At 33.8% G+C, this 14,546-nt stretch carries 18 protein-coding genes and 1 tRNA gene; 16 read left to right on the top strand and 3 right to left on the bottom strand.

The window, feature by feature from the left end:
- The 3 genes from ISP71_08405 to ISP71_08395 all read right to left on the bottom strand — a co-directional run.
- A partial coding sequence (locus ISP71_08405; protein ID MBL6664105.1) for a hypothetical protein occupies positions 1–614 on the bottom strand: 614 nt, incomplete at its 3' end.
- Positions 614–1,699 (bottom strand): glycosyltransferase, encoded by a 1,086-nt coding sequence (locus ISP71_08400; protein MBL6664104.1) that lies wholly within the window; start codon positions 1,697–1,699, stop codon positions 614–616. The genes ISP71_08405 and ISP71_08400, both read right to left, overlap by 1 nt.
- Complete coding sequence (locus tag ISP71_08395) at positions 1,692–2,324, bottom strand: hypothetical protein (GenBank protein ID MBL6664103.1); 633 nt, start codon at positions 2,322–2,324, stop codon at positions 1,692–1,694. The genes ISP71_08400 and ISP71_08395 overlap by 8 nt, the downstream gene beginning before the upstream one ends.
- Before the next feature lie 537 nt (positions 2,325–2,861).
- Between ISP71_08395 and ISP71_08390 the strand changes: the two genes are divergently transcribed.
- The 16 genes from ISP71_08390 to ISP71_08315 all read left to right on the top strand — a co-directional run bounded on the left by ISP71_08390 (position 2,862) and on the right by ISP71_08315 (position 14,420).
- A complete protein-coding gene (locus tag ISP71_08390) occupies positions 2,862–3,794 on the top strand; it encodes a hypothetical protein (protein ID MBL6664102.1) in 933 nt (310 codons plus the stop codon).
- Between the two features lie 457 nt (positions 3,795–4,251).
- The gene (locus ISP71_08385; protein MBL6664101.1) at positions 4,252–5,232 is read left to right on the top strand and encodes a hypothetical protein; all 981 of its coding nucleotides are present in this window, start codon (positions 4,252–4,254) and stop codon (positions 5,230–5,232) included.
- Positions 5,233–5,375: 143 nt separating this feature from the next.
- Positions 5,376–5,753 carry a hypothetical protein gene (locus tag ISP71_08380; protein MBL6664100.1) on the top strand — a complete coding sequence of 126 codons (378 nt, stop codon included), beginning with the start codon at positions 5,376–5,378 and terminating at the stop codon, positions 5,751–5,753.
- A 73-nt stretch (positions 5,754–5,826) separates the two neighbouring features.
- Entirely contained in the window at positions 5,827–6,225 is a 399-nt protein-coding gene (locus ISP71_08375) for a hypothetical protein (protein MBL6664099.1), read from the top strand.
- Positions 6,222–6,695, top strand: coding sequence for a response regulator (locus tag ISP71_08370; GenBank protein MBL6664098.1), 474 nt, complete (start codon positions 6,222–6,224; stop codon positions 6,693–6,695). Before ISP71_08375 ends, ISP71_08370 begins: the two co-directional genes overlap by 4 nt.
- Positions 6,696–6,700: 5 nt before the next feature.
- On the top strand, positions 6,701–7,831 hold the full coding sequence (locus ISP71_08365; GenBank protein ID MBL6664097.1) for a PAS domain S-box protein: 1,131 nt from the start codon (positions 6,701–6,703) through the stop codon (positions 7,829–7,831).
- Positions 7,824–8,873 (top strand): PAS domain S-box protein, encoded by a 1,050-nt coding sequence (locus tag ISP71_08360; protein MBL6664096.1) that lies wholly within the window; start codon positions 7,824–7,826, stop codon positions 8,871–8,873. Before ISP71_08365 ends, ISP71_08360 begins: the two co-directional genes overlap by 8 nt.
- On the top strand, positions 8,870–9,286 hold the full coding sequence (locus ISP71_08355; GenBank protein MBL6664095.1) for a response regulator: 417 nt from the start codon (positions 8,870–8,872) through the stop codon (positions 9,284–9,286). The genes ISP71_08360 and ISP71_08355 overlap by 4 nt, the downstream gene beginning before the upstream one ends.
- A 9-nt stretch (positions 9,287–9,295) precedes the next feature.
- Positions 9,296–10,231 (top strand): ribose-phosphate pyrophosphokinase, encoded by a 936-nt coding sequence (locus ISP71_08350; protein ID MBL6664094.1) that lies wholly within the window; start codon positions 9,296–9,298, stop codon positions 10,229–10,231.
- Positions 10,231–10,704: a hypothetical protein gene (locus ISP71_08345; protein ID MBL6664093.1), complete on the top strand. Its 474-nt coding sequence runs from the start codon at positions 10,231–10,233 to the stop codon at positions 10,702–10,704. The genes ISP71_08350 and ISP71_08345 overlap by 1 nt, the downstream gene beginning before the upstream one ends.
- Positions 10,697–11,077: a hypothetical protein gene (locus ISP71_08340; GenBank protein ID MBL6664092.1), complete on the top strand. Its 381-nt coding sequence runs from the start codon at positions 10,697–10,699 to the stop codon at positions 11,075–11,077. Before ISP71_08345 ends, ISP71_08340 begins: the two co-directional genes overlap by 8 nt.
- Positions 11,074–11,304, top strand: coding sequence for a hypothetical protein (locus tag ISP71_08335; protein MBL6664091.1), 231 nt, complete (start codon positions 11,074–11,076; stop codon positions 11,302–11,304). Before ISP71_08340 ends, ISP71_08335 begins: the two co-directional genes overlap by 4 nt.
- Positions 11,305–11,335: 31 nt before the next feature.
- Positions 11,336–11,713: a hypothetical protein gene (locus ISP71_08330; protein MBL6664090.1), complete on the top strand. Its 378-nt coding sequence runs from the start codon at positions 11,336–11,338 to the stop codon at positions 11,711–11,713.
- A gap of 227 nt (positions 11,714–11,940) precedes the next feature.
- Positions 11,941–13,500: a DUF2828 family protein gene (locus tag ISP71_08325; GenBank protein MBL6664089.1), complete on the top strand. Its 1,560-nt coding sequence runs from the start codon at positions 11,941–11,943 to the stop codon at positions 13,498–13,500.
- 275 nt (positions 13,501–13,775) lie between these two features.
- On the top strand, positions 13,776–13,985 hold the full coding sequence (locus ISP71_08320) for a hypothetical protein (protein ID MBL6664088.1): 210 nt from the start codon (positions 13,776–13,778) through the stop codon (positions 13,983–13,985).
- A 361-nt stretch (positions 13,986–14,346) separates the two neighbouring features.
- A tRNA-Ile gene (locus tag ISP71_08315) sits at positions 14,347–14,420 on the top strand.
- Positions 14,421–14,546 lie beyond the last annotated feature (126 nt).

Below are 14,546 nucleotides of genomic sequence, written 5' to 3'. Positions count from 1 at the left end.
AAATGAATTTTCTTACCATCTAAAGAAGTAAGGGTCATTTGTTGACTATTCGGATTTTTAAAGGGGTAAGCCCCACTACAGATTGGTTCGTCGTGAGATATAATTCTTTTAACATCTTCGACTTTGAAAAGTACGTCACTATCAATCCATAAGATAGAGTCAAATTGTCGAGACTCATAAAGGGCATAATGAGCCATTCTGTTTCTAGCTTGGTCGATTGCACTATATCCATACTGCCTAACAACAGTGAATCCCATATCCTCCAATTTCCTTAGTTCAACATCGACTTGTGGCTCAATCCTGTTTCCTACTGGAACAAGAATGATAGTATTCTTTGTTTGCAAAGTGTCGTTTACTGCGACATCCTGAATAAACTGAGAATTATAAAAAGAAGAGTCTTGTTGTATGGCAAAGGAAAACCCTTCTGTTACTCCATCTTCTCTAATATATGTTCCAAATAAATTTGACTGGGAATTAAAGTAATTACCGTCGATTTCTATAGAGAAGGAAGATCCATAAGATTGTGAGAGGTCATCCTTATAAACAAAGTGTCTTGTTTTATCAAAGAAAAGATTGCCAAATATATTTTTTATAAAGTTAAGTATTTTTTTCATCACGCGATTGTATTTTTAATGTTTTCCAAAAATGTTTTTGTTGTGTATTGCTCTTGTAATTTCAAACCTGAAGTATTAATATTGTTTTCTTTGTATGACGATATGGCATTATAGCAAGATTCAATAAATGCTTTTTCGTCGAAATCAAAGAAATTACCCTGATTAAACATACCCCCCTTAACAAAGAATTTATCATTGTCAGCAGGAATCATGTTTGAGGCTGGAACCAAATGAGAATTTTCACTATTAGCCCAGTCTGTGTGTCCAGCATAGTCTGAAATAACTCCGTATTTACCAAGAGCTATAGCATTAAATTCTGGTAATCCCCATGATTCATTACCCATTCCAATAACAATATCGCAATGATTCAATGTCTCGTTATAAAGATTGTTTTGAACAACCCAAGGAATAAATTGAATGTTGAAGTAGCTATCTTTAACTACACTTCTAATTGACGCCTTGTATTCTTCATCCTCATAAAACTGATTGCCGATAACGCAAACTAAATCGTACTCGGAATTATCTCCAAACTCTTGAAGCCAAGCCTGTATAACTTTGTTGTGTCTTTTTCTGAGTGGTTCGTATTTACCAACCAAACAAAATGTGATTCTATTATCTCCTGTGGATTTTTTTTCTCTTACTGAAAAATTATATTTATCAAAAGGCAAATTGATAACACTAACTTCTTTGTTAAGACTTTCCTCAAAGACTGATTTATTATAATCACACGCGACAATAATCCTATCTTGTTGTTCGAGAATGTGTTTCTCGATATCTGTAAGGCTGTCTAATTCGTGAAAAGTAAACAAAGCTTGGTTGTGACTCAAGAATGATTGTGATTGATTGATGTGCCATAATCTTACAGTAGGGGTATCCCTTGTGTGATTGGATAGGAATTTTAACCTGCAATTATTAATCCAGTCAAAAAACTTGGGATCTTTTTTCTCATGTTCTAAATAAAGATCAGATATGAGGTTCAAATTAGGCTCCAACCCTTGCTCGTAACTCTCTCTGAGCAATAGGCATCCCAACTGACCTAAACTGGTTGGATTGACTGGTACGTCTAAAGTAAAATTGTTATCCATTGATGTATGTGCTTAAAAATTGTTTGAAGTCATTAATATCCGGAGAGTTCTGCCATGAGTCTTCTATCGTCTCACCTTCTTCAGCTTTTTTCCATCGGAAAACAAAATCCGCAGAAGCTTTTAGATAAGGATCATTGATAAACTCTGACTCCCCATAAGGAAATACACATTTTTTTTCACAGTCTTGATCAGAAAATTGTTCTATGTAAATAACGGCAGCATTTAAGAACTTCAAATAGGTGGTATCTGGAAACGGCATGATAGCGTGGCGTAAATCAGGAACAAAGAACAGGTTGACATCCTTTCTTGAATTTGCTATCACGCAGTGAAAATTTCTCATCCAAGCCTCAATCCAGTGATAAGGATCTTCAGATCTCTTGCTTTCAGAGTGGTCGATGATAAAATCACGAAACAGCTTTTTCTCATCTCGATTCTCAGAAAACGAACTTACTCCATACATATCTCTCACTTCTTGTTCTACTTCTTTTTTAAGAGCGTAAGCAATTGGTAATGTTAGATGCTGTTCTCTTGGTGTATATTGAGATAAGTAATCAGAAATAAGTCGAGCTAGAGAGTCTTTACCTACTCCTACTGGACCTGATAAGGCTATAATTTTATGTTCCATATAACTAATACTAAGCTATTGATAGATCATTGTCAACCAAATAAATGACCTAGAAAAACGGTTTGGGGAATATTCATACCAAGGGGAGGGAGGGAACCGACCGATAACTTGGTTTATTCGATAGACTATCGAGAGACATTCGACTCCGAGAATTAAACGATAATCTCATCGAAATCAAAGAAACTGCTTGACAAGCATACGATAACTAATATAAAATTGAAACATAACAAATTATTATCATTAAAATAGAGCAAATACTGTCGTTATTACATAGATAAGATGAGTGAAACAAAGAAAAAGAACAAGAGAACGAGGTTTAAACAGGTCAAATACGAGGATCTAATCCTTCCGAAAGACTTTTTTGAGCGAATAGCGAAACACGATACAGGAAACGAGAAATACACCGATAAGTGGATATTTTTCAGTTCTCAACTGTTATCTTACGTCTTTCGTAACGGCCAAGCAAGGGTATCTACTGAAGCTCTGAACGTCCTTTACTCCAAACGACACTCGGAATTCAAAAAGTTCTTAGAGGAAATGGGATATCTCGTTAAGGTTAAAAATCACAGTACCGACGCTAGACTCTGTGCTACTTACGTAGTTCACGCCAAAGAATGGGTTAAGTATAAGATGCCCGAAGGATTCAAGGACAGTAAGGCGTTTAGGGGTTATGAAGAAAGGCTGAAGCGGGGTTTGTTCATCAAAGAGGATATCAATATCGCTAGACTATCTAATGACGCAGACTTCAATCTCACGTCTAAACGAACAAAGAAAGGCGATGTTCACAAGTCTAAAGAGAAGATAGAGTCAAAAAACCATAAGTTCTCAAAAATGGATAGAGGTTGTCGTTTTCATAACGTCTTCACTAACTGCGTTAAAAAATATCGTAAAGATATGGAACACAAGGGTAAGAAGGTTAAAGAAATTGACATAAGATGTTGTTTTCCATTGCTTATGACATGTTTATATGGAGACAAGCGTTATTCCAAGGGAAGTATGTTCGATAAGGTAATTAATCGCGCAGATGAAAGAAGGGAGTTTAGGCGTTATGTTGACTTTCTGGACTCGAAACCGTTCTATAAAACCATTGGGATTAGCAAAAAAACCTTTGGAATAGCCTTGTTTTCCGAGATGAGCGGCATTAAATGGGAGAGAAACAAGTTAATCTCCTATCTGAAGAAGCATTTTCCATTGTTATACTACCGCATTAAGCGTTTCAGAGCAGCTACTAGCGGTAAGGCATTAGCTTTATTGTTGCAGAGATGGGAGAGTCACATTATGATTGAAAACGTCCTTACTAAAGCAGACTTTGGAGCAATTCCTGTTCATGATGGCATTCTTGTTTCAGAAGAGAACGAAAGAAAGGCTCTCGATTTAATCAAAGAAGCTTTCAGAAAATGCTTGCAAATCAAACACCTTACTGTTAGGATTGGTAACAAGACTAAAAAATTGGTAAGTCAAGGAAGTTAAAAATCGTGAATGATTTATTGTTAAATACTTTGTTTATTTATTGTATCGCTAGTTGCGCGTTTCTCATCGTATCTCCATTTAAAAAGGTTTCGATGATTTATGCGTTCTTTCATGAGGTAAAATTATTCTTGCGTAGTTCTGAACACGTTAAGATATTGGATAACTTAGTATTACATTATGTGATGATCTCTTTTTTTAAGGGCAGGTATCCACTAATCATTCTTTACACTTTTTTGTTTTACTTCTTTTTTCCGATTACTGGAATCTACTTACTCTTTGTTCACTCAAAGGATTTGAGTTTTTGCATGGGTCAAGCTAATGAATTGTGCAAGTGGATGAAAGAAAACCCTGAAAGTTTTAACTGTCAAAAAAATGATCTACCAAAACATTTACAATCAGGATATGAATTATTTGATTTATATCGAGTGAGTGTTATTGCCTATGTAAAAAAGGAATTATGAGATTAGCTAGTATTGAAAAAATAAAGGAAGTCGCAGGACATCCAAATGCTGATAAGCTTGATATTGTTAAGGTGCTTGGTTATCATTGCATTGTTAAAAAGGGAGAATACAAAGAAGGAGATTTAGTTGTTTTTATCCAACCTGATACTGTTTTACCTGACGAGAAATGGGCTGAGTTTTATAAGTCCAAGTCAAAAAGAGTGAAGGCGATTAAACTTAGGGGTGAATGGTCTTTTGGTATTGTAGAAAGCATTCAGAGAGTAGGACTGCTGTATTTTATTGAGGATTGCTCTGAGGGTATGGATGTCACAAGGCAACTGGGAGTAACAAAGTATGAAGCTCCATTACCCCAAGATCTCCAAGCTAAAGGAAAGCTGCCGTTTAATATATTTCCAACTGATGAGGAAAGATACCAAAACTTGGATGAAATTCCTTATGGCGAACCTGTGTGGATTACTTTGAAGATAGATGGCCAATCTGCCAGTTATTATAGCGTCTTCAAAGACGGCGAGTTGCATACTGGTATTACGTCTAGGAATTTAGATCTTAAATTAGACTGTAAAAATAATTTCACCTATATAAATAAAAAGTATGGTATTTTAGACAAATTAGAGAAATTAAGTTTAGAGACAGGAAAGTCTTTTTGTCTTAGAGGTGAGATATTCGGGAATGGAATTCAGTCATCTAAAAATAATCCTCATTCAAAATTACCCGTTGATTTTGCAGCGTTTAATTTGTTGGACGTAGATAATCTCAAATATTTTTCATTTGCATTATTTATGGATATTTTAACTGGTGATTTAAAAGGTATTCCTCATGTCCCAATCGTAGAGGTTAGTGCTTTAACCCCTGAGTTGATTAGCGAATACGAATCAATGGAGCGTTTGAATGGGGATATGTTTGAAGGCGTTGTTGTCAAACTAGAAGACAAAAGATCTTTTAAAATTATCAACAAAGAATATGACTCTAAAAAGTAACATTCTGTCCCAATGTCTCAATAGCTATGCAGTTTTGTCTCATTTTTCGCAGAAAACCCTTGATTTTATGTAGAAATTGTGGCACGATAGTAGCTATGGTTATTATGAGCGAACTGCTCGTTAACATTTAATTAAAAATAAATATGCATACAGATATTAACGGAATAGACTTAATAGACAGAATACTGGACTCTACCAATTTCCACTCTCAACCGTGGAGTACAGGGCGTAAAACACCCAATAGCAACAAGCGTTATATTGGAAATATTGTACATGCTGATACCGAAAATAACAAAGATGGAAGTGTGACGTACACCTTTTTGGCGGCTGGAGTTTCTAAGGAAGCGATTGCGGCTAAAGACGTTGGGGGTCGCATTGTCATCCTCCTTAAAGACAAGGAGATTTACGATATAAAAGATGATAAATTTCATGATTGTGATATAAGTGCCAAGTTAGAGAATGGATTGTTTTATATTACAGTTAAAAGTCAGAAAAAAGAAAAATTAATACAAATAAGTTAGAAAACAATAATAAACATCGCTCATCTTTGTTTTAGGGGGCTTCTGCCCCCTTTTCGGTGTAACTATATGATATATGAGTGATGAAAATTCTAAGCTAACGGAATTGCAAAAAGATATATCCGAGTTAAAGAGTGTATCAAATGATATTCAAAATAAATTTGTAAAACTCCAGTACGATTATAATAGGTTAGATGATGGTATCACACCTTTAAGACACGAGTTAAAGGCTATCATAGAATCTATTAATGGTGTTGCTGGCAATGTAGATAAGATTGGACTGGTTGGACAACTGAGAGATATATCTAATGACTTGCACCATTTAAACAAAGAAGTAAATGCTTTAAAGAATTTTGAGAAAGAGCAGAATAAATTTAATCTTCTTACGGCCACAAAGAATGCTGTAATCCCCATAATATTTGCTATTTTATTGCATATTATGGTTTTTATGTTTGATAGTGGAGGTGGAAAATGAAACACGATATTGAAAAAATAGCAAATGATTTACAGGAATCTTCTTTTAATATACATAAATTAGATAAGGAAAATTTTTCATCACTCGGAGGGGATATTAATATTTTATATTTAGAAGATAAAGAATCTGATGCTTCTTTAGTAAAAGAAGTGTTGGATATTGATGATGTAAATATAGATATAGCTCATAATTATGAGTTAGCCATTGCCAAGTTTGAACTGAAATATTACAATGCTTTTATTGTCGATATTCTGTTAAATGATAAATATTCTGGCTTTGATTATATTGATTTCTTACAAAAGATGGGTATAAAAAACATTGTTGTTTTAACTGGCTTTACAAACGAAGAAGTAAAAAGAAAGTGTACTGAAAGAGGTATTGATAAAATTTATAAAAAGGAAGAGATATTTAACCTTATTAACTCAGGAGGTGGGAATGCTAAGATTTTAGAAAACTTATTATTTAATTAAATTTTATGAATATATCAGATTTAAAAGATAAATTCTTTAACTCTTATTATAGTTTAGTTTTTCATCAAGCTCCTTATGGTATATGCGTTATAAATAAGCAGGGATCGTTTATTAAGTCTAATAAAGTTTTTTCTAAGATGATGGGGTATTCAGCCGATGAATTAAAAGACATTAAATTTATAGATATTACCCATCCCGACGATGTAGAGTATGACAAGCTCTGTATGAGTCAGTTTGAAAAGAAAGAAATTAAAGAGATTAGAATAAAAAAGAAGTATATACATAAAAAAAATTATGAAATAGATGTCTTTGTTGGTGTTAGCCCTATTTATGTGAATGAAGTATTAAAATATTACATTTGTATTTTTCAAGATGTGAATAAAGACAAGATGATTTTTGACGACATCACCGCTTCAGAATACCAAAAACAACAATTAGAAGAATTAAACCAAGAACTAGAAGAGTTTTCTTATATCGCTTCCCATGATTTAAAATCGCCTTTAAGGTCAATAGCCACATTTACCAATTTACTTGAGTCAAAGATTGCGAAGTGCGAAAATGTAGATGAGAAAATTCTTTATTATTTAGATAATATAAAGTCATCTATAACCCAAGCTGAAAATTTAGTAACTGATTTATTAGAATTATCTCGCGCTCAAAAAGAAAACGGCAATGAAATTGAAGTTGATTTGAATTCTTTTATTAATGAGATAGTAAATGATAAATTAAAATATTTAGAGGGAATATCTGATGTTTCTATTAGTATTACTGGCAGTGGGGTTATAAAAGCTCCTGAGTTACATATCTCTCAAGTTTTCACTAATATAATAAATAACGCAGTTAAATACAGGGACTTAAACAAAGATTCTACGATAGATATTAAGATTGAAAATTATGACACTAAGGTTTATGTAGAAGTTTCCGATAATGGTATTGGTATAGATAAAAAATACCACCAAGATATATTTAAGCCTTTTAAAAGATTGCACTCCAATAAGCAGTACGAGGGATCGGGCATAGGACTTTTCACTTGTAAGAAAATACTAGAGAAGTATAATGGGGGAATACTAATAAAACATTCAGAAGAGGGAGTTGGCACTACTTTATCTTTATCTTGGGGGAAAGATCATGCATAGATTAGATGGATACTGGGAAGAAACATTTCAAGCCGCTTTTCAACATTCGCCACACGGAATAGCGATAGTTTCTGATGTTGGGCAATGGGTTTATTTTAATGACTTCCTATGTTCTATGTTGGGCTACTCAGAGAAAGAGTTAAAAGAAAAAACCTTCCAAGATATTACTCATCCTGAAGATTTACGATCAGATTTGGATTTGTATGAACAAGTATTAGAGGGAAAGATTAGAGATTATTCTATAGCCAAAAGATACATTAAAAAAGACGCAAGTGAGTTATGGTGCTTATTAAGTGTTGTTGGGGTTTTTGACGAAAATGATAAGTTTTTGTATTTTGTATCTCAGATTAGAGATAATCATGAGCAATTAATGCAGGAACAGCAATTATTTAATACGGCGGAAGAAACCAGAAAATTTTTAAAAATTCTTTCTCACGACATGAGAGAGCCATTGAGGGAAATTAACTATGAATTACATAAAATTAAAAATATGTATCATGATGTAGGCCCATATATTGAAAATTCAGTAAAAAATATTGAAAGATTATTAGGTCGAGTATCGAATATATTAGAGGATTTATCAATTTATTCCAATGTATCTATGTTAAAAGAAAAAGACAAAGCCATAAAACCATTAGTTTTTACTGATTTTTTATCCAATTATTTTCCTAAAATTATTCAGGAGTTTAATAAGGTGATATCTATAAGGGTAGAAGAAAACGATTTATTTAATTTAATAAATCAGCTATATTTAAATTCTGTAAAATTTAGACATCAAGACAGAATGACTAAAGTAAAAATTAGCTGTTTTGATTATGCAGGGGAATGGATTTTATGTTACGAAGATAACGGTATTGGAATTGATGAAAAGTTTTGGGAGAAAGTTTTTGAACCTTTATTTCAAGTTGAGAAATTTTTGCATGAGGGTAATGGTATAGGACTATCTATATGCAAAAAGATTTGTAAAAAATATTATGGAGATATTATTATTTCAGAGTCTTCCCACGAAGGAACTAGATTTAAAATAAGATTAAAAAAATGAGCGAGAAACAAAAACCTATTAGAGTTGTAGTAGTTGAAGATAATCTTGCAGACAGGGAAATCATACAGGAATTTTTTGTTGCCCCATCAGGTAGGCAGTTAGAATTTTCGTTCTTTGAAGATGGGGAAGCGGCCCATGACTATTTAGATCACAATACTGGAGATATAGTAATACTAGACATTAATTTACCTAAGATTAGTGGGTTTGAGATTTTAAAAAAAATCAAATCAGGTGAAAAACGAGGGAGTATAGTTGTCATCTTAACCTCATCTCCTAATCCAGAAGAGATCGAGAAGGCTTATAATCTCGACGTAAACAGCTATATCATCAAACCAATTGAGTTTAACGCATTCAAAGATAAATTAAAAGTTATGGCAAATTATTTGATTGACATTATAGAAAAACCCAAGTAAGATGGTGTAGTGAATAAATTAATGATTTTCTCAGGTTCGTCACAAAAAGAGACTACGAAAAAAGTCTGCGATTTGTTAGATAATCCTGTAGGAGACATAGCAATTGATAAGTTTCCAGACGGAGAAAAGACAGTCCAGTTTCTTGACAATATTAGAGGTAGAGATATATTTCTAATTCAGTCTTTAATTACTGATGCGGATTTTATGGAAACCTTTATTATGTGCGATGCTGCTCGTAGAGCTTCTGCAAAGCGTATTACGCTCGTCGCACCTTTTGTTGGATACATGAGGCAAGACAGGAAAACAAAGCCAAGGACACCCATCACAGCTAGGTTAGTGTTTGATTTATTGGAAACTGCTGGAGTTGATAGGATTGTGACGATAGATCTTCACAACCCAGCCGCTCAAGGATTTGCTAACTGCCCTGTGGATAATTTATATGGAAGTTCTTTATTCTTTAGGAAATTCCCAGACGTAGATGCGAACAAATACATTGTCATTAGTCCCGATGGCGGTGGAATTAAAATGGCAGAGGCTTTTTCCAGTGTAATAGGTTGTGATTATGGCTTTATACCTAAAATAAGAAAGAATGGACAAATCATAACCAAAGACGTTCAAGGCGACGTTGAAGGGAAAACGGTTTTAATTGTAGATGATATGACGGAGACTGGTGGAACTTTAATTAACGCGATGAACAAATGTAAGGAAGCGGGGGCTGAAAAAGTTGATGCCTTTGTCACTCACTCTCCGTTAACAGAAGAAGGAAAAAAACAGTTGACAAAATGGGATTCTAATGGTATAGTGTTAACTACAAACTCAGTTGGAGTGAAACACAAGTTAAAAACAATAAAAGTTCTTGACATTTCCTCCATTCTGGCTAAAGCTATAAAAAGAATTCACAACAATGAAAGCTTGTCAGAACTATTTGAGATAAAAGGTTTTTAATGGAAAAAGAAAACGAAAATTACACAGGCAAAAGCGCACCTCATTATATGACGTGGTTTGTAGATATTGATGGTACGATATTAAAACACCAGTCAAATCACGATTTGGACTATTTAGAAGACTGCGTTAAAAATGGTAATATAAAAACTTTAGAACAATATACTATTGTTTTAGATGGAGTTCTTAAATGGCAGGAGTCTCTACCTAAATGCGACAGAGTTATTCTTGCCACTGCGAGACTTGAAAGGCACAGAGAGGTGACAGAAACACAATTGGAAATCGCTGGTTTAATATATGACCATATTGTTTTTAATTGTGCCACTGGGCCACGAGTGTTAGTCAATGACATTAAACCCGCTGGAGCCGAAGATTCTAATACTAACGAGGAAATGAAAACAGCCTTTGCTTTTAATTTGAAAAGAGACGAAGGTTTTTTAGAGATCAATAATTCACATTTAATATCTAATGAGTAAGGGAATATTATACGGAGCTTCTTGTTTGGATGCCAACATAACAAGGAAGGGTTGGGGTTATGAAAAATTAATTCAAGCTGAACCATTTTGCATTAAACATCTTGTGTATAACGACGGTGGGGTTTCCTCTGGGCATTTACATAAAGAAAAACAGGAGACTTTTCTTGTTGCCGAAGGTCAGTTTATTTTAACAAGAAAGAAAAGAACTGGACATGATTATAGTATCACTATGAAAAAAGGAGTTTATGTTTTTATTGATGCGATGGAATATCACCAAGTATCATGTGTAAAAGCTGGTTATATTATTGAAATATCAACTGGACTTTTTCCAAAAGATAACTATGTTTTGAAAGCAGGAGATTCTCAAAAATGAGTGAGATTAAAGAATTAAACAAATACTCTGAGATGGATATTTCGTTGCTGATAGGTGATTTTCCTCAGTTGGAAAAGAAATTTTCTCGTTACCAAAAATTGAAACAAGACATTTTAATGAATAGATACGAGAAACCAGAAGTCTTTTCTAGGATTGAAGAGGCTAATTCCTTATATCACCAATTGGAAAACTTTAGAAAGTTTAGAAATTTTGAAAAAAAGTCTTGATTTTTAATCTCATCTGTATTATAATAAAATTATGAGCAAGAAAAATAAAAAATTTCAGGAGTATGGTGGGAATTTTTCTATTGGAGATAAAGTTTGTGTAACTATTGGGACCAAAGAGGTTAAACGAGGGATTATCGTAAACCAAAATGATACGCACGTTCAGATTTTAGATCCAGTAGAATACAAAGTTAAGGATGCAAATGTGTGCATTTCTGACTACCATGACTCCAACATTGAGTGGTTTTCAAAGTCAGCCCCATTAGCTTCCAGAAGAGAAGGAACAAGGGTACATCAGGGTATGTTTGTTCGACCTTTTCCAAAAATGGACTTGACTAGAAGGTTTTCTACTGTTAGACTGTATGAAGTCAGCGATACTTCTAATTTTAAGCAGGACAAAAAAAGAAAATAGTCCAAAAAGTCTTTAAAAAAAATGTTGACTTTTAAGGAAAACCGTATTAGTATAGAAGAATAATAAATTTAAAGGCGTTAACAGCAAACAAATATATTTTTTTTGGTAAAATAAAAACAATACGTCTTGATCAAACAATTTTACAACTTTAGTTACTAACAGCAAATACTAAAATATTCTGTTCGATAAACTGAAAATAAAAACAACGTAACTAGAAAGGAAACAAAATGAAACTAAAATCATACCTAAATAATACAAAGTCCAACAAAAGACCAGTAAGAAAAACTGCGAGGAAGACCACAAGAAAAAATGCATTAGTGTCTGCATTATCAGCAGATGCAAATATTACTAAAACTGAGAATGGTGCAAAGACATTCAAGTCCACCAATTCAAAGGTTCTTGATTTATTCTCCCGTGGTGGAGCGATGAGGGCTGCTTCTGAAACTGAGATTGTTAATGCAGTATCAGCGGCATGGGAAGAGGATTCTCTACTTACCCTGAAAACTTTGTTTTACCTGCGTAATGTTCGTGGAACAGGACAAGGTGAGCGTAGGTTTTTCAGAGTGGCTACTAATTGGCTTGCTAAAAACTTCAGACCAGTGATGGTTAAGAACCTGAAGCTAATCTCCGAATTTGGAAGATGGGATGATGTAGTTGCTTTGGTCGATACCCCTTTGAAAAACGAGGTTATCAAATTAATCAACACTCAACTTCGTAAGGATATTGAAAAATATGACGAAGGTAATTATAGTGATCTTTCACTGATGGCAAAGTGGTTGAAGTCTGAAAATGCATCATCTAAGGAAACTAAAAGGTTAGCTAGAACTGTTCGTGAAGGATTAGATCTATCTCCAAAAAGTTATAGAAAAATCCTATCGACACTGAGAGAAAAGCTTAATGTTGTTGAAAGAGATATGACTGCCAATAACTGGAAGGGTATTAATTATCAGGCCGTTCCATCTCGTGCAGGTCACATTTATTCAAAAGCATTCAGAAAGCACGATGAGGTTGGATATCAAAACTTCTTGGATTCTGTTCAAAAGGGTGAAGCTAAAATTAATGCTTCTACACTGTATCCTTATGATCTTGTTCACAAAGCAATGAGAGGGAATGATGCAACTGTTGATGCCCAATGGAAAGCACTGCCTGATTATTGTGATGGATCAGATAAAAATATCTTAACTATGGTTGATGTGTCTGGTTCTATGACGTGGACTGCGGTTGGAGGATCTATTTATCCAATTCATGTGGCACTTTCAATGGGTATTTACTTCGGCGAAAGAATTAAGGGTGCATTCAATAATATGTTTATGACTTTCTCTACACGGCCAACGATTCAAAAAATCTCTGGATCTACCTTGCAAACAAAGATTCGTAATTTATGTGGATCGGGTTTTTGTGGAAGTACAAACATTCAAGCGGCATTTGATATACTTTTAAATACAGCTATTAAAAACGACGTTCCACAGTCTGATATGCCTTCGACATTGATAATTTTCAGTGATATGGCGTTTAACCAGTGTACAACTAATAATACCTCTACGAACTATGAGTCTATTAAAAGAAAATACAGAGACGCTGGATATGAAAAACCACATTTAGTATTCTGGAATATTCAAGCTAGGAATCAAGAATCTCCCGTTACTGAAAATGAGAACGGAGTTACATTGGTTAGTGGGTTTTCTCCGTCTATTTTTAAGTATATTACTTCAGGGGTATTAAAAACACCCTATGAGAATATGATGGATATCCTCAATGATCCAATATTTGACAAAGTAAAAGTTTAATACGTTAGCGAGGTTTAGCACTAGAGCCTTAAAAAGTGTTTTTTTTAACGAGTGATACTTTAGTGGTTCAAGGTTATACATCGTGTTTTATCGGTTGTATTGGAGGCTCAATTCCTCCCACTCGCTCATTAAAGATGCTTGCAGCAAATATATAGATATAGCACTTCAAGCTCGTGGTTCTGGTTCGAGTCCAGAAATCCCTTAAATAAGGATCTGGTGTAATGGATAGCACACGCAACAATCAAAAAACAGCATCTTGATTAAACTAAATTAATATGAAAAAAAGTATAGTAAGTAAATTGAGTGGTAGGTTTGCCACGGTATCGATAAAAAACAATAAACGCAATCAAGAAATTTGTGGCCAAGTGTTAAGCGAGACTCCTAATTATCTATTGGTTAGAGATATTAATGCGAAGGTAGATCAGCGCATTAAAAAAACATCAATCGCAAAAATCAAAAGCGGAAAGACTTTAGTAAAAGTTTAATATTCGCACAAAAATAAAAAACATATTGACATTTAATAAAAATAAGTGTATAAAAAATTAGGATGCAAATACTCAGTTATATACAGTCAAATCAAAAGAATTCGTTACCGTTTATTGGAACGGAGGCGGCTGATTATGGTCGTATATTTACGAGGATTTGTTGAAATAATTAAAATTTACATTTATTCTTCAGAAAACCTCCTAAATCAACACAAAATTTGGGGGGTTTTTTATTATATTTATCGTAGGAACTGCGATAATCAAGGACAGCGTTTGGGAGTTCAAGTCCATAATAAAAGAGCGAACATCGCATTTAAATCTTGCGGTTTCTTCGGGAAAAGTGTTAAACTTTATTTTTAATGGGGGTATAATTCAATGGAAGAATGCTTTCTTGATAAGGAAGTCACCAAAGTTCGATTCTTTGTGCCCCTACCACTTGTGTATAATTTAAGTATGGAATCCATTGTTGATTATGGAAAATTTTTAAAAGGCAAGCCAAAGAATTTTCAAAGTTTTTTTAAATACTCTCTTGACTATTTGACTAAGCATGGCAAAGTGATC

The sequence above is a fragment of the Flavobacteriales bacterium genome (genome assembly GCA_016779995.1).
Classification (GTDB): Bacteria; Bacteroidota; Bacteroidia; order Flavobacteriales; family UBA7312; genus UBA8444.
This window is presented reverse-complemented; position numbering and strand designations above follow the sequence as displayed.